Origin of the sequence: Subtercola boreus (assembly GCF_006716115.1) — a bacterium.
Lineage (GTDB): Bacteria > Actinomycetota > Actinomycetes > Actinomycetales > Microbacteriaceae > Subtercola > Subtercola boreus.
On record NZ_VFOO01000001.1, the window covers coordinates 3,593,735 to 3,614,737 of the forward strand.

Here is a 21,003-nt window from a genome sequence, read left to right on the forward strand (position 1 = left end):
GCGTCGCTCAGGGATTCGCGCCGGTACGCGCGCTGATGTCATCGAGGAAGGCCCTCAGGTAGGGCAGCAGCTCGACCGCACCCTGCTCCGTTCCCCGCGCACCGACGGTGATGATCGCAGAGTCGGTGATGAGGGTCAGTGTCGCCGTCACCGGATCGCGTCCGAGCTTCTCGTCGAAGAGCGTGCCGTTGCCGAGCGGAATCTCCGCGGTGCCCAGCAGTCTCTCCTGCTCCTCTGCTCGTGCACGGCCGCCGGGTGCCGAGTCGACGGTTCCGACGATGATCGTCAGGAGACGGCCGGTGTCGTTCGAACCGTAGCTGCAGCGCACGCCGTGTTCGTCGGTGCCGGGCACGGAGTATCCGGCGTCTGAATCAGGCCCGCCGCCGCCGAGGAGGGTGGCGTCGCCGAAGCGGGGTGACCACTCCGGCAGGATGTTCGAGCCGACCGTCTCGGCGCAGGTGCGGGGCAGCGTGAACTCCGCCGGGCCGGTCGTCGCCGGAGGACTGCTTGCCGCAGAGGCAGAGGCAGAGGCAGAGGTCAGGGAGGGTGTCGGGTTCGGGCTGCCGTCTGCAGGAACCTCCAACCGAGCCGTGAGGCGGGGCAGCCAGTCGGTCAGAAGTGGTACGAGTCCGGGCCCGTCGGAGGCCGAGACGCCGCCGACGAAGAGGGAGATGTCGGCGTCGTCGCTCAGGAGATGCACCCGCGCAGCCGCACCACTGGCGTCGGCTGTGTCGCTCGTGTAGAGGACGGTTCCGTCTGGTCGGTCCGAGGCCACCAGTCCCTGGCCCCGGAGATCCGCCTCCCGGGCGGAGCGCAGGTTGTCGGGGGTGAACACGTCGACGGCGATCGTGAGCGACGGGAACCCCGTGTCGGTCGAACCGTAGGAGCAGGAGCGGCCGGGCGGCCGTGTCGGGCTGTCGAGCGGAGCGCCCATCTCTCCGATGAGGGGAGCATCGCCGTACCGTGCGGACCACTCGGCGATGATGCTCGGGTCGACCAGTGACGCGCAGGAATCGGGCAGGGTGAAGACGAGCGGTGGGGACGCGGTCGCGGTGGGGGAGGAGGCGATGCTGTCCCGGTTCCAGGTGCCGATGCCGAGCGCGTCGGTGAGCAGGAGTGTCACCACGACGGCCGCAGCCGCGATCCCGCCGAGCGCGACGAATGCGCGGCGCGGGGTGGTCTGACGACGGGAGCGACGGAGACGGCTTCGGCGCTGGGGTGCACGGTGCTGAGGGGCGGAGGCAGTGTCGAAGTCGGTGGCGGAGGCGGCGCCCGGGGTGGCGCCCAGGGCTTCGTCATCCGCCCCGGTGCGCGGGCCTCCGGTGAGCCGGCTGCCTGCCACCTCGCGGGCGGCGTCGGTGCGGGCATCCGGAACCGCGTCGGCGATGTGTGCCGCGAGCAGCGCCCGGCCGCGGGCGAGGGCGGCATCGGTCGGCTCCGGCACGGCCCGGCCGAGGGCACGGAGGGCGGTCAGCTGGTCCATGAGGTCGATCCTGTTCGCGGGGTGGGGCGGGGGTGTTCGAGGGTGGCCGCGTTCTGCAGCTGGCGACGCGCACGGTTCAGTCGGGAGCGCACGGTGCCGACGGGGATTCCGAGGGCGACGGCGATGCCTGCGTAGTCGAGATCGGCCCAGGCGTGCAGCAGCAGGGTGTCCCGATCGTCGTCGCTCAGCTTCGCGAGGGCGGGGGCGAGGGAGCGCACGGCGAGCTGGGCATCCATCAGGCTGTTCGAACGGTCGGCCGGATGCTCGGCAGAGCTTTCGGCCGCCACCTCGCTCATTCCGGCGGAGAGGAGCGCCTGCCACGAGCGGGCCTCGACGCGGCGATGGGCTTTGAGGAGGTTCGTGGCTATTCCGAACAGCCACGGCAGGGCATCCGGCCAGGCGGGATCGAAGCGTTCGCGCCGGTTGAAGGCCACCAGGAAGGTCTCGGACATGATGTCGTCGGCCACCTGCGCGCCCGCGCGCCGGGCCGCATACCGGTGGATGGCGCGGGCGTGCCGCTCGTAGAGCTGGCCGAAGAGCGCCGGGCTCGCCCGGGAGGCCAGGATGATGTCGCTGTCGGTGCTCACAACAGGTCTTGCACGGTGGAGGCCGTGCGGTTCACGATCGGTCTGCGGTGGGCCCGGCCGGCGGTGTGGCGTGCGCACCCCGGCCGGGGTCGGCGCTGCGTAGGCCGGGGTCGGCGCTGCGTAGGCCGGGGTCGGCGCCGCGCAGGCCGGGGTCGGCGCCGCGCAGGCCGGCGGCGGCGAGTGCGGCGGCGACGAGCGCGAGCACCCCGATCAGGCTCGCCGTCGCCGACCAGCCGGCCGCATCGAAGAACAGGCCGCCCAGCCAGCCGAAGAGGCTGGAGCCGGCGTAGTAGAAGAGGTTGTAGAGCGACGAGGCCTGGGCCCGGCCGACCGTGGCCTCGGCGGCGGTCCAGCCCGAGGCGGTGGAGTGCGCCCCGAAGAAGCCGGCGGTCGCCACCACGAGCCCGGTGAGCACCAGCACGAGCAGCGACGACAGGGTGAGGGCCACGCCCGCGATCATGAGAGCGATGGAGCAGAGGAGCACCGGGCGGCGCCCGATCCTGCTCGCGAGAGCACCGGCCTGGGCCGACGACCAGGTTCCCGCGAGGTAGGCGATGAAGACCAGGCTGACGAGCGCGGGCGGGAGCCAGAACGGCGAGGCCGCGAGCCGGAATCCGAGGTAGTTGTAGAGGGCCACGAAGCCGCCCATCAGCAGGAACGCCTGGGCGTACAGCACGAGCTGGCGCGGCGAACGGAGGTTCACCGCCAGTCGCTTTGCGAGCGGGAGGTCGGTGCCGGGCATCCGGTCGCGCCGCGGCACGAACCCCTGGGGCTGGGGTGCCAGCCGGATGAAGACCACCGCGGCGACGGTGCAGAGCACGGCGACGGTGAACACGCCGATGCGCCAGGTCGTCAGTTCGGCGACGGGGCCGGCCACGAGCCGGCCGAGGAGCCCGCCGATCGTCGTGCCGGCGACGTAGGTCCCGGCGGCCCTCGCGGCGTGGCCCGCGATCACCTCCTCGCTGAGGTAGGCGATCGCGATCGACGGCACGCCGCCGACCATCACCCCCTCCAGGAACCGGCCGGCCAGCAGCACCTCGAAGGTCGGCGCGAAGGGAACGAGCAACCCGAGGGCGGAGGCCGCGATCACGGCGATCGACATCGAACGGAGGCGCCCGATCCGGTCGGCCACCACCGACCACGGGATCACCCCGACCGCGAGCCCGATCGTCGACGCCGACACCACGAGGGCGGCAGAGGCGGCTCCCACGCGCAGGTCGGTGGCGATCTCGGGCAGGGCGGCCTGCGGGGAGTAGAGCTGGGCGAAGGTGGCGATGCCGGCGAAGAACAGGGCGACCAGCAGGCGGCGGTAGGCGGGGCTGCCCTTCTCGTGGCCACGCCAGGCGGGGGTGGGGCGCGGGTGCGCGGCCCTCCCGTTCGCTGCCCGCTCGTCACTCACCACCCCTTCAGCCTAGGCTGGCGCGTGTGGGGTACCTCTTTCTCGCGTTGGCCATCGCCAGCGAAGTCGTCGCGACGACCTTCCTGAAGTTCACGTCGGGCGAAGGCGTCACGTTCGCGAACCGCTGGTGGGCGTATCTGGTCGTGGTGGTCGGCTACATCCTGTCGTTCGTGATGCTCAGCTTCACTCTGACGCGCGGTGTGCCGCTCGGCATCGCCTACGCGGTCTGGGGCGGTGTCGGCATCGTGGTCGTGACCGTGATCAGTTGGGTGGTCTTCAAGGAGTTCCTGACCCTCGTGCAGCTCATCGGTATCGTGCTCGTGATCGGCGGGGTGCTGCTGCTCGAACTCGGCGGGCGTCGCTGACGCCGGACCCGCAGCTGCCGCGGTAATCGCGTCGTAACACGGGGGATCTAGAGTCAGCGGATGATCGAAGCCGCCAGCGCCGCCGCGCCCGACCCCGCTGCGTCCGAGCCCGCCGCGCCCGACCCGGCTGCGTCCGACCCCGCTGCGTCCTACCCCGCCGCGGCCGACCCGTCGGCCGCCCTGCTCGCGGCGCTCGCGCGCCATCTCGGCACCCCGCTCGAGCCGCGGCTCGTCACCCTGCCCGACGGGGTCAGAGTCGAGATCGACGGCATCGATTCATCCGGTCGCCTGCTCGTGCAGTGCATCTCGGCGGGCGGGGCGGTGAAGTCCGGGCAGCGCAACAAGGCGATGTCGGATGCCCTGAAACTCGTCTGGCTGCGATCGACCCTGTTCGTGGGTGCCCGCATCGCGCTCTGCGTGAGTGAACCGGTGAGTCGCTTCTTCGCCGACCCCGCGTGGCTGGCCCAGGCGGTGGCGGATCTCCGTGTCGAGGTCTATGTCGTCACAATCGACGGCGGCGCAATACGCCTGAAATAAAGGGGCGTGATAATAAGGATGCAACGTAAGCCGTTGCGGGCCCACCGGGCCACAAGATCTCGGTGGTGTGTGAGACACGTCGGTGTGCATGCGCTTGGCTCGCGGTTGAATCCACGGCTGTCGCGACATCCTGACCGTCTCGAATCCTGTCAGCACCAGACAAGTGAGAGATCATGACGCTCAGAGTTTCCATCGTCGTCGGCAATCCCAAGCCGAAGTCGCGCACCCTGAAGGTCGCAGAGACCCTCGTCGAGAAACTGTTCGACGAAGGCTCCTACGACGTCGAGGTGATCGACCTGGCGGACCACGCGCAGGAGATCTTCGCGTGGCCGAGTGAGAAGATGGCTGCCCTGAACGCGAGTGTCGCCGCCAGCGACGTCGTGGTGTTCGCTTCGCCGACGTACAAGGCGACGTACACCGGACTTCTCAAGGCGTTCCTCGACCGCTACCCGGCGAACGGACTCGCGGGGGTGACAGCGATCCCGGTTCTGACCGGGGCCGACCTGTCGCACTCGATGGGCCCGACCGTGAACCTCGCACCGCTGCTCGTCGAGCTCGGTGCAAGCGTTCCGGGCCGGGGGTTCTACTTCGTGGCCGGCCAGATGGACCATCTCGACGAGATCGTCAGCGCGGCCGCCGCGGAGTACGCAGCCAACCTGCGTCGCCTCTCGAACGTCGCCGCGCACCTCGGCACCGGCATCCCCACACTCGTCTGAGCTGTTGACTCACACCCCACCTAAGGAGACAAGACCATGGAATCAGCACTCAACACCACGCCCGCCGCACTGGCCTCCGTTTCAGGGGATGCGGTCGACGCGATCGATCCGCGCGCCTTCCGGAACACGCTCGGCCACTACGCCTCGGGTATCACGATCATCGGCGGCCTCGAAGGCGACGAGCCCGTCGGGTTCACCTGCCAGTCGTTCTACTCGGTGTCGACCGAACCGCCGCTGGTGTCGTTCAGCGTGATGGTGAACTCGACCACCTATCCGCGCATCCGGGAGACCGGGAAGTTCAGCGTCAACGTGCTCTCGCACGAGCAGCACGAGATCTCGAACCAGTTCGCCCGGAAGGGCACCGACAAGTGGGCCGGCATCGACTGGGCCGCGACCGCGAACCGCAACCCGGTCATCGCGGACACCCTGATGTGGCTCGACTGCGACATCTGGGCCGAGTATGAGGCCGGCGACCACTACATCGTGATCGGTCGCGTGAACGAGATGAGCTCCGCGGACTGGCACACCCGCCAGCCGCTGCTCTACTTCAAGGGCCAGTACCGTCACCTGCGCGACGTCGAGGCCGCCGCGTCCTGACCTGGCGGGCGTCACGCCGCAGGGGCGCCCTGCGGTCGTGACGCCGCGTGCAGCGGGGCGAGCGCGCTGTCGAGCGCAGCCTCGAGCGGCCAGGCGGCCCGTTCGGGCTGGCTGAGCACGAGACCGCCCTGGATGGCGGCGAGGATGACCGTGGCCACCGTCACCGGATCCGCCGAATCATCCACGAGCCCAGCGGTGCGCATCCGGCGCACACCCTCGGCGAGGAGTTCGCGCCACGCGCGCATGCTGTCGGCGATGACCCGTTCGAGGTCAGGGTCTGTCATCGCCGCCTGGGTCGCGAGCGAGCCGATCGGGCAGGCCCAGCGACCCCGGCTGATGTAGTAGTGCACGAGCCCGGAGCGCCACTGCTCCCACGACTCCCACGATCCGAGGTCGTGGATGAAGGGCTCCTGCGCCTCGAAGAGCTGCTTGCCCTCCCATCCGGCCACCTCCCGCACGAGTTCGGCCTTGCCTCCCGGGAAGTAGTGGAACAGCTGGCTCTTGCTCGTCAGGGTCGCAGCCCGCACGTCGTCGAGCGTCGTGCCGCCGATGCCGGACGCGAGGATCTGCTCGCCGGTCGCCTCGATGATCCGCTGGCGGGTGCGCCGACCCCGCTCGGTGATCTTCGACTCGTCCATGGGATCGATTCTAGCCCGCTGGACTGAATGGTCCAGTTAATGTTACAACTGGACCATGAAGTCCAATGAAGAAGTCCTCCAGTCCCTCGTCCCCGACTCCCGTCTCGCCGGGCGCACCGCTCTCGTCACCGGCTCCACCAGCGGCATCGGTGAAGCAATCGCCCGGGTGCTCGCGTCCTCCGGTGCCACCGTGGTCGTGAGCGGCCGCACCCTCCCACGCGCCCAGGCCGTGGTCGACGTGATCACTGCGGCTGGCGGAACGGCGTTCGCGGTGCCTGCCGACCTGTCCGGTGACACCGACGAGATCCGCGAGTTCGCCCGCGTTGCGACGAGAGCGCTCGGCGGTTCCCTCGACATTCTGGTCAACAATGCCGGCATCTACCCCGTGGGCCCAACGGCCGCACTCGCCGACGCCGACCTCGACGCTGTGCTCGCGACGAACATCCGGGCCCCGCATGTGCTCGTCGCCGAACTGGCACCGGCCATGGCCGAACGCGGGTCGGGCGCGATCGTGAACATCGGGTCGTGGATGTCGCGGGTCGGCATTCCCTTCGGTGCGGCCTACACGGCATCCAAGGCGGCCATCGAGCAGATGACGCGCACGTGGGCCGCTGAGTTCGGGCCGAGCGGGGTGAACGTCAACACTGTCGCCCCGGGCGCGACCGCGACACCGGGGAACGCGGCCGATGCGGAACAGGTGGAGGCGATGACCGCTGCGACGGTCGCCGGCGTTCCGGTGCGGCCCGTCGACATCGCGTTCGCGGTGCGATTCCTGGTGTCGGACGAGGCGCGTTTCGCACACGGGACCGTACTGGATGTCGACGGCGGCATCGCCAATACGCGGCTCGGCTGAGGGTGCTCGGCGGGGGGTGCTCGGCTGGGGGCGGCCCGGCGGGGGGTGCTCTGCTGGGGTCCGCCCGGCTGGGATCGGCCCGGCTGGGATCGGCCCGGCTGGGGTCGGCCCGGCGGGGTCGGCCCGGCGACTGTTTCGTCTTCTCCTCCACAGGTGGGCCGAATCGCGAGTATTCAACAGATTGAGCGAATCGGCCCCAGAGCGCCTCACCGCCTGCTTGACTTGAGGCATGAATCGAGAAGTTCTCAGTAACGCTGAAAGCCAGCTGCGGCAGCCGCTCAGGGAACGGCTGCGGGCCGACTTCGCCGCAGCTGCCCATGCCGTTGTGGCGGCGGAGCGCGAAGCCGCGCGCGCCGCGGCGGCCCAACTCGTCCTGGTTGAACGGCTCCGTGTCGCGGGGCTCGCGCTCCACTTCACCGACCAGTCCTCGGGTGGCCCGAGGTGGTCGGAGCAGATGGTCGTGCAGCGCACGGTGGTCACCGAGTTGGCCGTGGGCGCGCATCTCAGCGAAATGGATGCGCGTCGGCGGGTCGACACGGCTGAGGGCCTGGCCGGGGCGTACTCCGCGACGCGCGACGCTCTCCAGCGTGGCTCCATCTCGTACCGTCACGCGGAGAAGATCGTGCAGCACGGAGCCCTCGTTCCGACTGAAGCTGTTCCGGACTATGAGGCCCGCATCCTGCCGATCGCCGAGCGGGTGAGCGTCCAGCGGCTCGAACGCGACGCGCGAGCCGTTGCCGAAGACACACGGTCGAGCACGTCCGTCGAGCGTCACGCGCAGGCCGCGGAAGGGCGTCGCGTCGTTCTTGATGCCGCAGACAACGGGATGGCCTGGCTGAGTCTCCTCCTACCGGCCGTCGAGGCCGTCGCCATCCACAACCGGGTGACAGGTCTCGGTCGCGCGCTGAAGGCGGTCGGCGATCCGCGAACCCTTGCCCAGCTGCGGGTAGACACTCTCGCCGACCTCGTGTTGAACGGTGAGCCGTCGATACCGGGGGCTCCGCGGGGGCTCCGTGCCCACGTGCGCGTCACCGTTCCAGCGCTGACTCTCCTCGGTCATGACGACGCAGGTTCTGCCGATCTCGAAGGCTACGGACCGATCGACAGGCTCACCGCTCTCGAACTCACCCGAAGCGCGCCGGCGTTCCAGCGGGTACTGACAGATCCCGCGACGGGTGTCGCGCTCAGCTGCGGCCGCGACAGCTACCGGGTGCCGGCTGCGCTCGACGAACTCATCCGAACCGTGCACTCGGAATGCACCTTCCCCCTGAGCTGCACCTCGTCGGCCACGGCAGACCTCGACCACACGATCGCCTTCGCGGAGGGTGGCGAGACGAGCTTCGGTAACCTCAGCCCCCTGTGTGCCAGCCACCACAAGGTCAAACACCACACCGAGTGGAAGGTCGAGCAGCATCCCGGTTCCGGGGGATCGGCGGGGCCCATCGTCTGGACCTCACCGGCCGGATTCGCCTACACCGTCGACCCGACCCCGATCGCGCGCCCCGTCGATCCCGCGCGGCTGATACCCCGGTTCGTCGGTGCTGCACCGTTCTGAGCCCGGAGTCGTCTCTCGGCCCGGAGTCGTCGGCCGCGTCTGCCCGTTGTCATCAGGGGGCGGTGGGTTCGGCTTCAGTAGCGGTAGCGGTAGCGGTAGCGGTAGCGGTAGCGGTAGCGGCAGGGGCGGCGGCGGTTGCGGTGTGTGCCGGGGTTCCGGCCGGCGCTGCGGCTGTCGCGGCCGTTGCGGCGGCGCGGGTCGCGAGCAGGGCGAATGCGGCAGTGAGTTCGGGTGGGCCGACGACGTCGATGTCCGTGTCGAAACGGGTGAAGGAGGCGGCGAGGGCGATCCACGACCAGGAGCCGGACTCCAGGCTGCAGCGGTCGGGGCCGAGGTCTTCGACGGCGCCGTCCCCCGCGTAGGGCAGCATCGCCCACGCGGGTGCGCTGAGGATGACCTTTCCGGTGCAGGGCCAGACATTGGCGTTCCCGGCGCCCTTGAAACGGGCCGCGACGAACTCGGCGACGTCGCCGCCGGGAATCGCCCGGGGCGCGAATCGGGGGCCGTTCGGGGCACGGAGCCTGATGCGGTCAGCGCGGAAGAGGCGCCAGTCGCCCTGTTCGAGGTCCCAGGCGACGAGATACCACCGGCCGTGAGAGGTGACGAGGTGATGCGGCTCGACCCGCCGTGGTGGTCTCGGGACTTCGAGAGAATCGGTCTGGGGGCGGACGCTCGCGTAGTCGAAGCGCAGCACTTCCCGGGCATGCGTCGCCATCGACAGTGCGACGAGCGCGTCGCTGTGGCAAGAAGTGCTGTCGGAAAATGTGCTCTGGACAGAAGCGCTGTCGGAAGAAGTGCTCTGGGCAGAAGTGCTGCCCGGCGTCGCGCCGGCGGTGCGGGGTGGGATCGCCGTGAACCGGATCGCATCCAGGCGGTGCTGCAGGCGCGAGGGCATGACCTGCCGCACGGTCGTGAGGGCGCGCACGGCTGCCTCCTCGATTCCCGCGCCGGTGACGGTCGCCGCCTGCAGGGCGATGGCGAGGGCGATCACTTGGTCGTCGTCGAAGAGCAGCGGGGGCAGCTCACTGCCTGCGTGGAGGCGATAGCCGCCATCCGGACCCATAGTGGCCCGGATGCTGTAGCCCATCTCCCGGAGTCGGTCTACGTCGCGGCGCACGGTGCGGTGGCTGATCTGCAACCGCTCGGCCAGCAGGGCACCCGGCCAGTCGCGCCTCGCCTGGAGCAGGGAGAGCAGGTTCAGCAGCCTCGCGGTGGTCGTTGCCATGTCTTCAGATTAGAACGAATGGAGGACCGAATCTGTCCTAGACGGCTGGGAGAGTCGAGGTTGTCGGGGAGACACTCCGCACACTTCGAACAAGGAGAAACCATGAGCATCCAGACGACCTCTCACCTCAACTTCCACGGCGAGGCACGGGCCGCACTCGAGTTCTACCAGTCCGTCTTCGGCGGCCAGCTCGTCATCGCCACGTACGGGGACTTCGGGATGCCCGCGGATGCCCCGGGCGCCACGAACGTCGTCTTCGGGCAGGTCGAGAGCGACGGCGGCTTCCGGGTGATGGCGTACGACATTCCCGGCCAGCCCGACATCCCCGGTGGGCCCGACCGATCCGAGGGCGCGGACACGGCCGGCTCGACGCGCCGGGAGAACGGCGTGACCCTCACCGACCAGTCCTTCTTTCTGTCGGTGCGCGGTGAGACCCTGAAAGAAGTCATGGGCTACTGGGCGACCCTCTCGGTTGGCGGTGCGATCGTCGAACCGCTGGCGGCGTCGGCGTGGAGCCCCGGTTTCGGGATGCTCACCGACCGTTTCGGTGTGACCTGGATTCTCGACGTGGCGGCTCCGCGCACGGCCTGACCTGGTTCAGCCGACGAGCAGGGCCGTCTTCGACAGCACATGGTCGTATGCGTCGATGGCCAGCGCTTTGGTGTCGCAGGCGATGTTGATCGAGACACCCTGTTCGAGGGCTGCGAAGGCGCGCGCGACGGCCACGTGGGGGCGCCCGCCGCTGTCGTTCCCGGCGAGGCGGCGGGTCTCCACGATGGCGTTGTCCTCGGGCTGGTCGAGGGTGATGTAGTCGTCATCGGCGAAGTCCGCGACATCCGAAGCCGAACTCGACGTGAGCGCAGCGAGGTAGCTGTCGGTCGTGGCGAGGTCGTCGCCTTTTGTGACGTCAAGTCCCGCGTCGAGGGCGCCCTCATGGAAGGTCGTCGTGCAGCGCCCGTCCGTGGAGGTGTAGACCCAGGTGCCGTCAGCCTTCGGCGTGGTGAGCTTCCACAGGCTGTCGCCGAGCAGGCCGTCGCTGATGTGCGGCACGGTTCCGGAGCTGAGCGACGTTCCGGCATCGAAGGTGATGTCCGATGGTGCTGCCGGCGCGTACGGGTCCGCGCTCGGCGACGGCACCTCCGTGCTGCCCGGGCCACGGGCATCCGGAACCGGGCCGACGATCACGTTGCGGTGCCAGAAGCCTCCGGATGCCGCGGCGATCACGATCGCCAGGATCACCACCAGGGTCGTGAGCAGGCCGGCTGCCAGGCCGATGTACCCGATGACGATTCCCGCCACGGCGAACTCCCGGCCGCGCTCGCCGGTGCGCCGGATCTGCGAGAGCGCGATATGGCCGGTGATGACGGCCATGAGCGAGAGGAAGAAGGCGCTCACGAGCGAGAGGATCGCGAGCGCGTTCAGGCGGGGAGGCTGCTGCAGGGTGCTCATGGCCAAAAGATACACGCCTGAAACACGGCGGGTGGCCTCCGCGAAACACGATCCGCCTAGTCTTCTGAATGTCAACGATCCCGCGGGCCGTCGACCAGCGCTTCCGCCCGCTCTCCCGTCGTCTCGAGTCCGTACTGAGCCTCTTCTCCACAGGAGGGCCGGTTGCGGAGTTATCCACGAGAAAACCTCCGGAGGGCCAGATGGGCCGAATACACGTTTTAATGGACTCAAGGCAGATCTACGATGCCGGAGGCCCCGTATGAGTACGACGCGAGTGAGCTCTTCACCCGACCAGATCGTCGTCAGCGACGCGCTCAAAATCTACGGCGGATCCGGCGGCTCGGCCGAGGTCACGGCTCTGTCGCATGTCGACCTCACGGTGGACCGCGGGCAGTTCGTGAGCATCATCGGCCCGTCGGGCTGCGGCAAGTCGACGCTGCTGCGCCTCATCGCGGGGCTCGAGAGAGCTGATTCGGGCGACGTCTCGGTGTTCGGCGCCGACCCCGACCAGGCCTGCGCGGCCAAGATGATCGGTTTCGTGCCGCAGGTCCCAGCCCTGCTGCCGTGGCTCTCGGTCGTCGGCAATGTCACGCTGCCGTCGAAGGTCAACAGGCGGGCGGATGCCCTGCGGCGCACTCTCCCGGGACACGTGCACCGTGAACCTGCCGACCCCCGCAGCCTGCTCGCGAAGATCGGGCTCGGCGACTCGCTCGACCGCCTGCCCCACCAGCTCTCGGGCGGGATGCAGCAGCGCGTGGCGATCGCCCGGGCGTTCGCGATCCAGGCCGATGTGCTGCTGATGGACGAACCGTTCTCTGCCCTCGACGAGTTCACGCGGGAGGCGATCCAGGTGCAGCTCCTCGAACTCTGGGAGCAGATGCGCACCACCGTCGTCTTCGTGACGCACTCCGTCTCCGAGGCGGTCGTGCTGAGCGACAAGGTCGTGGTGATGTCGGCGCGTCCCGGCCGGATCGAGGCCGTGGTCGACATCGACCTGCCGCGTCCGAGGCGCCAGGGCCTGCTCGAGTCGTCGGCCATGCACGAATACGAGGACCTCATCCGCGGCAAGCTCCAGACCGCCTGGGCCGCAGGACCGGTGACGCGATGACGAGCCACGCTGTCAGGAACGACGCAGCGAAGAGCGATGCCGCGAAGAACGCTGCCCTGCCGCTCGACACCACCGACACCGCACTCGCCACCGCATCGATCGCGGCCGGAACGGTGGTCGCGACATCCGCTCGGCGCCGCACTCCCAGCCGGTCGGTGCTCCGCCCGACGATCTGGCTGCCCGTGGTCGTTGCGCTGCTCGTGGCCGGCGTGCTGTGGGAACTCATCGCGATCAACAACACGTACCTGCTGCCGCGGCTCGGGATGATCGGCCAGGCCATCGTCACCCAGCCCGCGTTCTACCTCGAGAACGCCTGGGTCACGTTGTCGGAGGCCCTGATCGGGCTGGTGATCGGCTTCGTCGCCGCGTTCGTCGTGGCGGTGATCGTGACGGAGTCGGGCATCCTCCGCCGGGCGATCATGCCGCTCGCCGTCGTGCTGAACGTGACGCCGGTCGTCGCGATCGCGCCCGCGCTGGTCGTCGCGTTCGGCTTCGGGCCGGCGCCGAAACTGATCGTGACCGCCCTCATCACGTTCTTCCCGATCCTGATGAATGTGATCACCGGGTTGAACTCGGTGTCGCCGCCGATCCTGCAGGTGTTCGCCACCTTGAGGGCTTCACGGCTCGAAGTGCTGACGCGCCTCCGGCTGCCGTCGAGCCTGCCGTTCGTGTTCGCTGCGCTGAAGGTCGTCTTCCCGCTGTCGATCGTCGGCGCGGTGGTCGCCGAGTTCTCGGCCCCGGGCGCCGCCAAGGGGCTCGGCACCGTGATCAGCGTGGCGTCATCCAACTCCCGCCTGGCGGTGGTCTACGCGGCCATCCTGTGCCTCGCGATCATGGGCGCCGTGCTGCTGTTCCTTGTGACCCTGCTCGAGAAGCGTGTTCTGCGCTGGCACGAATCGCAGCTGCTCAAGCGCGGCTGAGCATCCGTTCTCCGTACTCCTTCGCCCCGGGCATCCGCCCGCCCCTGTCTCCACCCGCACCATCGCACGAGTTCCACAGCACCCGTTCGTCTCCCCCATCCCCGAATCAGGAGTCAGATATGCCCACCCGACGTACCTCCCGCCTCACAATTGCTGCGACACTCGTCGCTGCTGCTGCCGTAGCGCTCTCCGGATGCTCGAGCTCAGGCACCGCGACATCCACCCCGGCGGCGTCCGCGGCCAGCGCGATCTCGGCCGACCGTTGCGCCACCAACAAGGCCGCGGGCACGATCACGTACATCACGGGCTTCCAGTACCAGGCGTCGGCCTCGATCCTCGACATCCTCGCGGCGAAACAGCTCGGCTACTTCGATGCGCTCTGCCTCGACGTCGAAATCCAGCCCGGGACCGGTGACACAGCCGGAAATGCGCAGCTGGTCGCCGCGGGCACCGCGACCATCACCGACCTCGGCGGCGACGCCGACCTCCTGCTCGCCCAGTCGAACGGGGTGAACGTGACGGGGATCGCCACCTATGGGCAGGTGCCGATCACCACGCTGATGACCGGCACGAGCATCACCGACCTCAAGCAGCTCGAAGGCACGACTCTCGGCCAGAAGGGCCAGCTGCCACCCGAAATCAACGCGATGCTGGTCGCCAACGGTGTGGATGTCGCGAAGATCAACCAGGTCGTCGTGGGCTACGACCCGACCATCCTGCCGCGGGGCCAGGTGCAGTCGCTCACCGGCTACAAGTCGAACGAGCCGCTCACGCTGAAGGCCGACGGTGACGACGTGAAGCTCTGGAACCCCGAGGACTACGACATTCCGGGCACCTTCGGCACCGTCGCGGCGAACCCGGCGTTCGTCAGTGCGAACAAGACGGCCACGGAGGACTTCCTCCGCGCTGCCTTCCACGCGTACACCTACTGCGAGACCAACGCGTCGGAGTGCGTCGGCTACGCTGCGGCCCTCGCCGGTGGCGGGGCCAGTTACGACGTCGACCACAACGTCGAGGTCTGGCAGACCGAGACCGGTCTCGTGAAGAGCTCGCAGCCGGCCGGCACGCCGCTCGGCTCGCTGAACACCGACCTGATGGCCAAGGAGATCTCGTTCCTCGTCGACAGCAAGCAGCTCAGTACGGCACCCGACGTGACGGCATTCACCGATCCCTCGATCGTGTCGGCGATCTACAACGGCACCGAGCTCATCTGGCCGGCGCCGTAACCGCCGGCGCCCACCGCAGCCAGCACACGCAGCATCCAGCACACGCAGCATCCAGAACCAAGGAGCTCCACCCGTGAAAGACCGCGAATACGGCATCTTCCTGCCGATCGGCAACGGCGGGTGGGTGATGTCGACCACGGCACCCCACCCCCAGGCGACCTACGACTACAACCGCAGGGCGGCCGTGCTGGCTGAGGAGAACGACTTCGACTTCATCATGTCGATGGCGAAGTGGCGCGGCTACGGCGGTACCACCGACCACTGGGGCCAGACGCTCGAGTCGATCACGTTGATGGCCGCTCTCGCCGAGGCGACCACCCGGGTGAAGATCTGGGCGACCGTGCACACGAACCTCATCCATCCGGCCGTCGCGGCGAAGATGTTCACGACGCTCGACCAGATCAGCAACGGTCGTTCGGGCATGAACATCGTCGTCGGTGCGTACGCCAAGGAATTCGAGCAGATGGGCCAGTGGCGGAGCGACTTCGACCACGACACGCGCTACCGCTACACCGAGGAGTGGGTCGAGGTGATCGAACGGCTCTGGGCCGAGGACTCTGTGACGCACCACGGCGAGTTCTTCACGCTCGACGACTGCGAGTCGCGGCCGCACCCGGCCGTGCATCCGACGCTCATCAGCGCAGGGCGCTCTCCGCGGGGGCTCGACTTCCAGTCGAAACGGGTCGACGGGTCGTTCCTCACGGCGGCTGACATGCCCGGGCTCCTCCAGAACAGCCTCGAGGTGAAGGAACTGGCCGCTGCGCAGGGCCGCGAGATCAAGACGTATTCGATGCTCACGGTTGTGATGGACGAGACGGATGCCCGGGCCGAGGCTCGCTTCCGGGAGTACGGCCGCGGTGTCGACACGGAGGCGATCGTGAACATGAAGCTCTCCTGGGGCCTGCCGCTCGACAAGGCGATGTCGATGAGTGCCGACAAGCCGGAGTTCGAGGCGTTCCAGACCGCCGTGGTCACGGGTTCGCCCGAGACGGTGCACGAGCGTATCGACGAACTGATGGAGGCGTCGGACATCGACGGGCTGATGATCATCTTCCCCGAATACCACGACGATCTGCCGCCGTTCGGCGAGCAGGTCATGCCGAAGCTGCGCGGCGAGCGGACGGCCGGTGGCCCGTCGGCCGCTTCGACGCCTGCGGCATCCGACGCATCCGGCATATCCGACACGGCAGGCACCGCCGGCACGGCCGGTCTGCTCGCGTCGTTCGACGAACGGATGTCGCTGTGAGCGACGGTCTGCGGGAGCGGCAGTTCGCGGCCCTCGTCACGCCCGGCCGGACCGGCGCTCTGCTGGTCGTCGACGTTCAGCGGTCGTTCGCCGACCCCGACTACCTGCCCTGGGTCGAACCCGACTACCTCCCGGTGATCGCGCAGACGGTCGTCTCCGTGGCCGCGCTCGTCGACGAAGCCCGCGCGCTCGGAACGCCGGTGATCTGGATTCAGCTCGGCCAGAGTGCCGACCGCCCGTGGACCTCGTCGCTCTGGCTCCGCGACATCTCCGCCGGCGAGCCCTGGCCGACCGCCGACGAGCCCTGCGTCCTCGGCACCCCCGGGGCGGAATGGTTCGGCATGGCACCGGCAGAGGGTGAACTCGTGATCACGAAGCGCGGCTACAGCGGATTCTTCGGAACCACCCTCGAGAACGAACTGCACGAGCGGGGCATCGACTGGGTGACCGTCGTCGGGCTCACCATCGACTGCTGCGTCGACGCGACCGCCCGTGATGCATTCCAGGGCGGCTGGCCCGTCCTGGTTCCGTCGGATGCCACCGCCGCCTACGATGCCGAGCTGCAGGCGAACTCCCTGGCGAACGTTGCGCTCAACTGCGGGGTCGTCGTGACCTCGGCCGACGTCGTCGGGCTGTGGAGGCTCGCCTCGTGAGCATGCACCTGGCCTTCGACCTCTCCTTCACCCACACCGAAGGCAAGTGGGCAAGCGCCGGTTCGTGGGAGGGCCGGACATATCCCGATGTGCGCATGTTCCAGGAGCTCGCCGTTCTCGCGGAGCGCGGCGGCATCGACATGCTCTTCTTCGGCGACGGCACCAGCATTCCTGACACCTGGGAGGGTTCGATGGACGCGGCCGTGAAGTGGGGCATCCAGTGGCCTCGCCAGGACATGAGCCCGTATATCGCCGCTATGGCGCAGGTGACTTCGCACGTCGGCTTCGGGCTGACATATTCCTCGACATTCATGCATCCCTACTACGTGGCCCGGCTGCTCAACTCGCTCGACCACGTCACCGGCGGGCGCATCGCCTTCAATGTGGTCGGGTCGACGCGGGTCTCGGATGCTGCGAACTACGGTTTCGACGGACTGCCCCCGCACAGCGAGCGGTACGACCGCATGGAGGAGTTCATGGCCGTCTGCGCCGCCCTCTGGGACTCTGTGGACTCCTCGGCGATCGTCGCCGACCGCTCCACCGGGGTCTTCGGCAACCCGGCGGGCGTGCACCGCATCGACCACCGCGGCCCGCACTTCGCGGTGCAGGGACCCCTCAATTCGGTGCCGAGCCCCCAGGGGCATCCCGTCGTCGTGCAGGCCGGTTCGTCACCGCGCGGGATCGCGGCATCCGCCCAGTTCGCCGACATCATCTTCGGCATCGGCGGGCACCTCACCTCGCAGCAGCGGCACCGCTCTGCTCTGGATGCCGCACTCCTCGCTGCCGGGCGGGATCCCGAGCGCGTGGGGATCCTCTGGGCGGTCCAGGTCATCCTCGGCCGCACCGCCGACGAGGCCGCCGCCCGCAAGCAGGCCATGCTCGACGTCTGGAGCCACGACGCGGTCGGCGCCTACCTCTCGTACAACAGCGGATTCGACTTCTCGACCCTCGCGTCGTCGTTCCAGCTGACGGATGTGGCCGACCAGATCCGGCTCGCCGAAGGCACCCAGGCCGGATTCGTGCAGCTCGTGATCGATGAGGTCGGAGAAGACGCACGGATGTCGCGGGACGAGTTCTTCGAACGCGGCTGGCGCTACGCGACCGGGTACGACCAGACGTATGCGGGCACGGCCGCTTCCGTTGCGGACGAGCTGGAGGCGAACTTCGAGGCGACCGGCTCGCGCGGCGGGTTCATGATCGCGAACCCGCTCTCGACGCCGTCGTCGCTCGCCGACGTGGTGGAGTTGCTCGCACCCGAACTCCGCCGGCGCGGTGCGGTCGGGCCCGCCTACCCCGGCGGGACCCTCCGCGAGAACCTGCTCGCGTGACCGGCGCCGTCGACGGCGAGAAGGCGGTCGCGCCCGAACCGGCGAGCGTGCGGGTGCCCTGGGAGCAGATCGTGCTCGTCTGCGCACTCGTCGGAACCTCGCAGATGACGTGGGGAGCGCTCGTGCCCGCGCTGCCGCAGTACGCGCAGCAGTTCGGAGCGTCGGCGGTCATCCTCGGGCTGATCGTCTCCTCGTTCGGTCTCGGCCGGCTGCTCGTCAACGTGCCGGCCGGGCTGCTGCTGAAACGGGTTCCGGCCCGGGCGCTGCTGCTCAGTGTGACGGGCGCTCTCGCCGCGCTCACCCTGGTCACCGGACTCATCGACAACGTGGTGCTGCTCGTCGCGGCACGGTTCGTGGCGGGCATCCTGGGTGGGGCTGCCGTCACCGTCGGGCTCGCCGTGCTCACCCAGCGCACCACGCCCGCGAACCGCGGATCCATCCTGTCGACCGTGCAGGCCGTGCAATTGGCGGGGGCTGCGGTCGGCCCGGTGCTCGGCGGTGTCGTGCTGACGTTCGGCACGCTTCCGCTCGTGTTCGTGGTGGCGGCGATCCCGCTGATCGGTGTGATCGGCTGGGCGCTCGTGCGGCCGAGCCCTCCCTTCTGGTCGTCCGAGTTCGTGCGCGACACCGCCGAGGCCGTGCCCGCTGTCCCCGCTGAGGGTGTTGCCCGGCCGGACGCCGGTGCGGCATCCACACCCGTCGTGAGCACGGATGCCCGGGCCCGCCGACGCGTCCTGGTCGGTATCTGCGTGCTCGCCTTCGGCATCTTCTTCGTGCGGTTCGGCGGCGACCAGTCTCTCATTCCCCTTCTGGCATATGACCAGGGCGGACTCACGCCGCTCACCCTCGGCATCGCCTACGGACTGACGACCGTCGTCTCGCTCGCCCTGCTGCCGTGGGTCGGCCGGCGGCTGAACGCCGGGGCCCGCCTCGGGCTCCTGATCGTTCCGACACTGCTGGCGGCGGCGGCGATCTGCCTCTACCCGCTGGCGCAGTCGCCGTGGTTCTTCGGCGCGCTGATCGTCGCGACCGGCGTGCTGTCCGGCGTCGGAAGCCTCGTGCCCGGGGTGATCCTCGCCGACGTCACGCCGCGGTCACAGGTCGGCGGCGCGGTCGGCATCTTCCGCACCGTCGGTGACGCGGGGGCTGTCGTGGGGCCCCTCGCGCTCGGGTCGGTGTTCGACGCGCTCGGCGTGACGTGGGCGGTCGCCCTCCTCGCGGCGGTGAGCGTCGTCGCGCTGGCGCTGTACCTCGGCCTGGCGCGGTCGGCGCGGCCTCCCGCTCGCGGCCAATCCGCCCGGGCCGCGGTCGCGAAGAGAGCGTGACGGCAGAGTTCTCCCGTTCCGGGTTCGTCCGGCGGTCAGGTGACACCAAGCAGAGGCGGCGTAGGGTTTGAGCATGCGACGCGGAATCTGGGCGGCCCTCACCGGCATCGTCGCCGCGGCGACCGTTCTGGCCTCGGCCGAACTCGTCGCCCTCTTCGTCGGCGCCGAGTCGAGCCCCCTCTTCGCCGTCGGATCCCTCGTCATCGACCTGGCACCGCCCGGCGTGAAAGAGTTGACGATCTCGCTCTTCGGCACGGGCGACAAGGCTGCGCTGCTCACGATCCTCGGCGTCGTCGTCGCGGTCGGGGCCGCGCTGGCCGGCTGGCTGGAGTACCGTCGCCGACCGGTCGGTACGGTCATCCTCGTCGTATTCTCGGCGATCGCCGTGCTTGCCGTCACCACCCGGCAGGGTGCTTCGGGCATCTCCGCGGTGCCCACGGTGGTCGGGATGCTCGTGGGCGTCGTCATGCTGAACGCCCTCCAGACGCGCCTCCGACGCTGGGTGCAGCGCGAGGACGGGGCCCGCGCCCGCGCGGCGTCACCGGTCGCGTCCGCTCCTCTCGCGGGCTCCGGCCTCGAGTCCGACCTCGCGCCCGAGGCTGGCACACCCGCCCTCACCCCGGCGCCTCGCCCCGACGGAACCCGGGTCATCCGTACCGGCCCCGCTGCACTTGAACGCCGCCAGTTCCTCACCTGGATGATCGTCGCAGCAGCCGCCTCGGCCATCGTCGGCGCGGGCGCCCGCGTGATGAATGCCGGTGCCGCGGTCGTCACGGCCGCCCGGAACGCTCTCGTGCTGCCCGCGGCATCCACCCCGGCCGCCGCTCTGCCCGCCGGAACCGACCTCGGCATCACGAACCTCAGCCCCGTCGTCACTCCTGCCGCCGACTTCTACCGAATCGACACGGCACTGCAGGTGCCTCAGCTGAACCCCGACACGTGGAGCCTCACGATCACGGGCATGGTCGAGAACGAGATCGAGATCTCCTTCGCCGACCTGTTGGCCCTGCCTCTGGTCGAGAACTACACGACCCTCACCTGCGTCTCGAACGAGGTCGGCGGCGACCTGATCGGCAATGCGCTCTGGCTCGGCTACCCGATCCGCGACCTGCTTGCGCGTGCCAAGCCCACGGCCGGGGCCGACATGGTGCTCTCCCGCAGCTCCGACGGTTTCACCGCCGGCACGCCGCTCGAGGTGCTGCAGGATACGACGCGCGACTCGCTGCTGGCCGTCGGGATGAACGGCGAACCCCTTCCCGTCGAACACGGATTCCCCGTACGGATGGTCGTGCCCGGGCTCTACGGCTACGTCTCGGCGACGAAATGGGTCGTCGAGATGAAGGTCACCACCTTCGCCGCCGACATGGGTTACTGGACTCCGCGCGGCTGGACCGCCCTCGGCCCGATCAAGACCTCCTCCCGCATCGACACCCCGCGGCAGGGTGGCAGCCTCGCGGCCGGCACGATCCCGATCGCCGGCGTCGCGTGGGCCCAGCACACGGGCGTCCAGGGCGTCGAAGTCCAGATCGACGGCGGCGACTGGCAGCAGGCCACCCTCGCCGAGGCGATCTCGGCCGACACCTGGCGCCAGTGGGTGCTGCAGTGGGATGCGCCCTCCGGCGACCACACCATCGCCGTGCGCGCCACAGACGACGGCGGCTACACCCAGACCTCAGACCAAGCCCCGCCCGCCCCCGACGGTTCGACGGGCTGGCACACCATCAAGGTGAGCGTGAACTGACCCGCCCGCGCCCAGGCAGAGGCCGGCGGGCGAGCAATCCGGCGCCCGCGGC

At 69.3% G+C, this 21,003-nt stretch carries 21 protein-coding genes; 15 read left to right on the forward strand and 6 right to left on the reverse strand.

All coding sequences use genetic code 11. The features are described 5' to 3' along the window. Window positions 1-7: 7 nt before the first annotated feature. Genes FB464_RS16810 through FB464_RS16820 form a run of 3 tightly spaced genes read right to left on the reverse strand, consistent with a single transcriptional unit; the run spans window position 8 to window position 3,472 of the window. A complete protein-coding gene (locus tag FB464_RS16810; RefSeq protein WP_116416005.1) occupies window positions 8-1,483 on the reverse strand; it encodes a hypothetical protein in 1,476 nt (491 codons plus the stop codon). Next, complete coding sequence (locus FB464_RS16815; RefSeq protein ID WP_116416004.1) at window positions 1,471-2,070, reverse strand: RNA polymerase sigma factor; 600 nt, start codon at window positions 2,068-2,070, stop codon at window positions 1,471-1,473. Before FB464_RS16815 ends, FB464_RS16810 begins: the two co-directional genes overlap by 13 nt. A 31-nt stretch (window positions 2,071-2,101) precedes the next feature. Then, window positions 2,102-3,472 carry an MFS transporter gene (locus FB464_RS16820; protein ID WP_246093114.1) on the reverse strand — a complete coding sequence of 457 codons (1,371 nt, stop codon included), beginning with the start codon at window positions 3,470-3,472 and terminating at the stop codon, window positions 2,102-2,104. Between the two features lie 23 nt (window positions 3,473-3,495). Between FB464_RS16820 and FB464_RS16825 the strand changes: the two genes are divergently transcribed. From FB464_RS16825 to FB464_RS16840, 4 genes are all read left to right on the forward strand, one after another. Further along, window positions 3,496-3,834: a DMT family transporter gene (locus tag FB464_RS16825; protein ID WP_116416003.1), complete on the forward strand. Its 339-nt coding sequence runs from the start codon at window positions 3,496-3,498 to the stop codon at window positions 3,832-3,834. A gap of 60 nt (window positions 3,835-3,894) precedes the next feature. Continuing rightward, window positions 3,895-4,371 (forward strand): hypothetical protein, encoded by a 477-nt coding sequence (locus FB464_RS19905; RefSeq protein ID WP_170151994.1) that lies wholly within the window; start codon window positions 3,895-3,897, stop codon window positions 4,369-4,371. Window positions 4,372-4,544: 173 nt separating this feature from the next. Next, window positions 4,545-5,087 carry an NADPH-dependent FMN reductase gene (locus FB464_RS16835; RefSeq protein WP_116416001.1) on the forward strand — a complete coding sequence of 181 codons (543 nt, stop codon included), beginning with the start codon at window positions 4,545-4,547 and terminating at the stop codon, window positions 5,085-5,087. 36 nt (window positions 5,088-5,123) lie between these two features. Then, a complete protein-coding gene (locus tag FB464_RS16840; RefSeq protein WP_116416000.1) occupies window positions 5,124-5,684 on the forward strand; it encodes a flavin reductase family protein in 561 nt (186 codons plus the stop codon). Window positions 5,685-5,695: 11 nt separating this feature from the next. On the opposite strand, the gene FB464_RS16845 is transcribed toward FB464_RS16840, so the two are convergent. Continuing rightward, the gene (locus tag FB464_RS16845; RefSeq protein WP_116415999.1) at window positions 5,696-6,322 is read right to left on the reverse strand and encodes a TetR/AcrR family transcriptional regulator; all 627 of its coding nucleotides are present in this window, start codon (window positions 6,320-6,322) and stop codon (window positions 5,696-5,698) included. 55 nt (window positions 6,323-6,377) lie between these two features. Between FB464_RS16845 and FB464_RS16850 the strand changes: the two genes are divergently transcribed. Both FB464_RS16850 and FB464_RS16860 read left to right on the forward strand, forming a co-directional pair. Then, a complete protein-coding gene (locus tag FB464_RS16850) occupies window positions 6,378-7,175 on the forward strand; it encodes an SDR family NAD(P)-dependent oxidoreductase (RefSeq protein WP_116415998.1) in 798 nt (265 codons plus the stop codon). A gap of 229 nt (window positions 7,176-7,404) precedes the next feature. After that, complete coding sequence (locus tag FB464_RS16860; RefSeq protein ID WP_116415997.1) at window positions 7,405-8,730, forward strand: HNH endonuclease signature motif containing protein; 1,326 nt, start codon at window positions 7,405-7,407, stop codon at window positions 8,728-8,730. Window positions 8,731-8,782: 52 nt separating this feature from the next. On the opposite strand, the gene FB464_RS16865 is transcribed toward FB464_RS16860, so the two are convergent. Further along, window positions 8,783-9,955 carry a helix-turn-helix transcriptional regulator gene (locus FB464_RS16865; protein WP_116415996.1) on the reverse strand — a complete coding sequence of 391 codons (1,173 nt, stop codon included), beginning with the start codon at window positions 9,953-9,955 and terminating at the stop codon, window positions 8,783-8,785. A gap of 102 nt (window positions 9,956-10,057) precedes the next feature. On the opposite strand from FB464_RS16865, the gene FB464_RS16870 reads away from it, so the two are divergent. Next, window positions 10,058-10,546, forward strand: a complete 489-nt coding sequence (locus FB464_RS16870; RefSeq protein WP_116415995.1) for a VOC family protein — start codon at window positions 10,058-10,060, stop codon at window positions 10,544-10,546. A gap of 6 nt (window positions 10,547-10,552) precedes the next feature. On the opposite strand, the gene FB464_RS16875 is transcribed toward FB464_RS16870, so the two are convergent. Continuing rightward, window positions 10,553-11,404, reverse strand: a complete 852-nt coding sequence (locus tag FB464_RS16875) for a DUF4190 domain-containing protein (protein ID WP_116415994.1) — start codon at window positions 11,402-11,404, stop codon at window positions 10,553-10,555. A gap of 259 nt (window positions 11,405-11,663) precedes the next feature. On the opposite strand from FB464_RS16875, the gene FB464_RS16880 reads away from it, so the two are divergent. The 8 genes from FB464_RS16880 (at window position 11,664) to FB464_RS16915 (ending at window position 20,951) form a co-directional block, all read left to right on the forward strand. Next, window positions 11,664-12,512, forward strand: a complete 849-nt coding sequence (locus FB464_RS16880) for an ABC transporter ATP-binding protein (protein ID WP_116415993.1) — start codon at window positions 11,664-11,666, stop codon at window positions 12,510-12,512. Next, window positions 12,509-13,432, forward strand: a complete 924-nt coding sequence (locus FB464_RS16885) for an ABC transporter permease (protein WP_116415992.1) — start codon at window positions 12,509-12,511, stop codon at window positions 13,430-13,432. The genes FB464_RS16880 and FB464_RS16885 overlap by 4 nt, the downstream gene beginning before the upstream one ends. A gap of 119 nt (window positions 13,433-13,551) precedes the next feature. Further along, the gene (locus tag FB464_RS16890; RefSeq protein WP_116415991.1) at window positions 13,552-14,658 is read left to right on the forward strand and encodes an ABC transporter substrate-binding protein; all 1,107 of its coding nucleotides are present in this window, start codon (window positions 13,552-13,554) and stop codon (window positions 14,656-14,658) included. Between the two features lie 73 nt (window positions 14,659-14,731). Further along, window positions 14,732-15,904: an LLM class flavin-dependent oxidoreductase gene (locus tag FB464_RS16895; protein WP_116415990.1), complete on the forward strand. Its 1,173-nt coding sequence runs from the start codon at window positions 14,732-14,734 to the stop codon at window positions 15,902-15,904. Then, entirely contained in the window at window positions 15,901-16,557 is a 657-nt protein-coding gene (locus FB464_RS16900) for a cysteine hydrolase family protein (RefSeq protein WP_116415989.1), read from the forward strand. The genes FB464_RS16895 and FB464_RS16900 overlap by 4 nt, the downstream gene beginning before the upstream one ends. A gap of 2 nt (window positions 16,558-16,559) precedes the next feature. Continuing rightward, a complete protein-coding gene (locus FB464_RS16905) occupies window positions 16,560-17,885 on the forward strand; it encodes an NtaA/DmoA family FMN-dependent monooxygenase (protein WP_116415988.1) in 1,326 nt (441 codons plus the stop codon). Continuing rightward, window positions 17,882-19,210, forward strand: coding sequence for an MFS transporter (locus FB464_RS16910; protein WP_116415987.1), 1,329 nt, complete (start codon window positions 17,882-17,884; stop codon window positions 19,208-19,210). Before FB464_RS16905 ends, FB464_RS16910 begins: the two co-directional genes overlap by 4 nt. A 73-nt stretch (window positions 19,211-19,283) precedes the next feature. Beyond that, window positions 19,284-20,951 carry a molybdopterin-dependent oxidoreductase gene (locus tag FB464_RS16915; protein ID WP_116415986.1) on the forward strand — a complete coding sequence of 556 codons (1,668 nt, stop codon included), beginning with the start codon at window positions 19,284-19,286 and terminating at the stop codon, window positions 20,949-20,951. Window positions 20,952-21,003 lie beyond the last annotated feature (52 nt).

Bases quoted from the DNA above. Each gene is read 5' to 3' on its own strand.
- FB464_RS16835 (WP_116416001.1), top strand. From the start codon at position 4,545: ATGACGCTCAGAGTTTCCATCGTCGTCGGCAATCCCAAGCCGAAGTCG.
- FB464_RS16845 (WP_116415999.1), bottom strand. From the start codon at position 6,322: ATGGACGAGTCGAAGATCACCGAGCGGGGTCGGCGCACCCGCCAGCGG.
- FB464_RS16850 (WP_116415998.1), top strand. From the start codon at position 6,378: ATGAAGTCCAATGAAGAAGTCCTCCAGTCCCTCGTCCCCGACTCCCGT.
- FB464_RS19905 (WP_170151994.1), top strand. From the start codon at position 3,895: ATGATCGAAGCCGCCAGCGCCGCCGCGCCCGACCCCGCTGCGTCCGAG.
- FB464_RS16840 (WP_116416000.1), top strand. From the start codon at position 5,124: ATGGAATCAGCACTCAACACCACGCCCGCCGCACTGGCCTCCGTTTCA.
- FB464_RS16880 (WP_116415993.1), top strand. From the start codon at position 11,664: ATGAGTACGACGCGAGTGAGCTCTTCACCCGACCAGATCGTCGTCAGC.
- FB464_RS16905 (WP_116415988.1), top strand. From the start codon at position 16,560: ATGCACCTGGCCTTCGACCTCTCCTTCACCCACACCGAAGGCAAGTGG.
- FB464_RS16870 (WP_116415995.1), top strand. From the start codon at position 10,058: ATGAGCATCCAGACGACCTCTCACCTCAACTTCCACGGCGAGGCACGG.
- FB464_RS16860 (WP_116415997.1), top strand. From the start codon at position 7,405: ATGAATCGAGAAGTTCTCAGTAACGCTGAAAGCCAGCTGCGGCAGCCG.
- FB464_RS16875 (WP_116415994.1), bottom strand. From the start codon at position 11,404: ATGAGCACCCTGCAGCAGCCTCCCCGCCTGAACGCGCTCGCGATCCTC.
- FB464_RS16915 (WP_116415986.1), top strand. From the start codon at position 19,284: ATGCGACGCGGAATCTGGGCGGCCCTCACCGGCATCGTCGCCGCGGCG.
- FB464_RS16865 (WP_116415996.1), bottom strand. From the start codon at position 9,955: ATGGCAACGACCACCGCGAGGCTGCTGAACCTGCTCTCCCTGCTCCAG.
- FB464_RS16890 (WP_116415991.1), top strand. From the start codon at position 13,552: ATGCCCACCCGACGTACCTCCCGCCTCACAATTGCTGCGACACTCGTC.
- FB464_RS16885 (WP_116415992.1), top strand. From the start codon at position 12,509: ATGACGAGCCACGCTGTCAGGAACGACGCAGCGAAGAGCGATGCCGCG.
- FB464_RS16810 (WP_116416005.1), bottom strand. From the start codon at position 1,483: ATGGACCAGCTGACCGCCCTCCGTGCCCTCGGCCGGGCCGTGCCGGAG.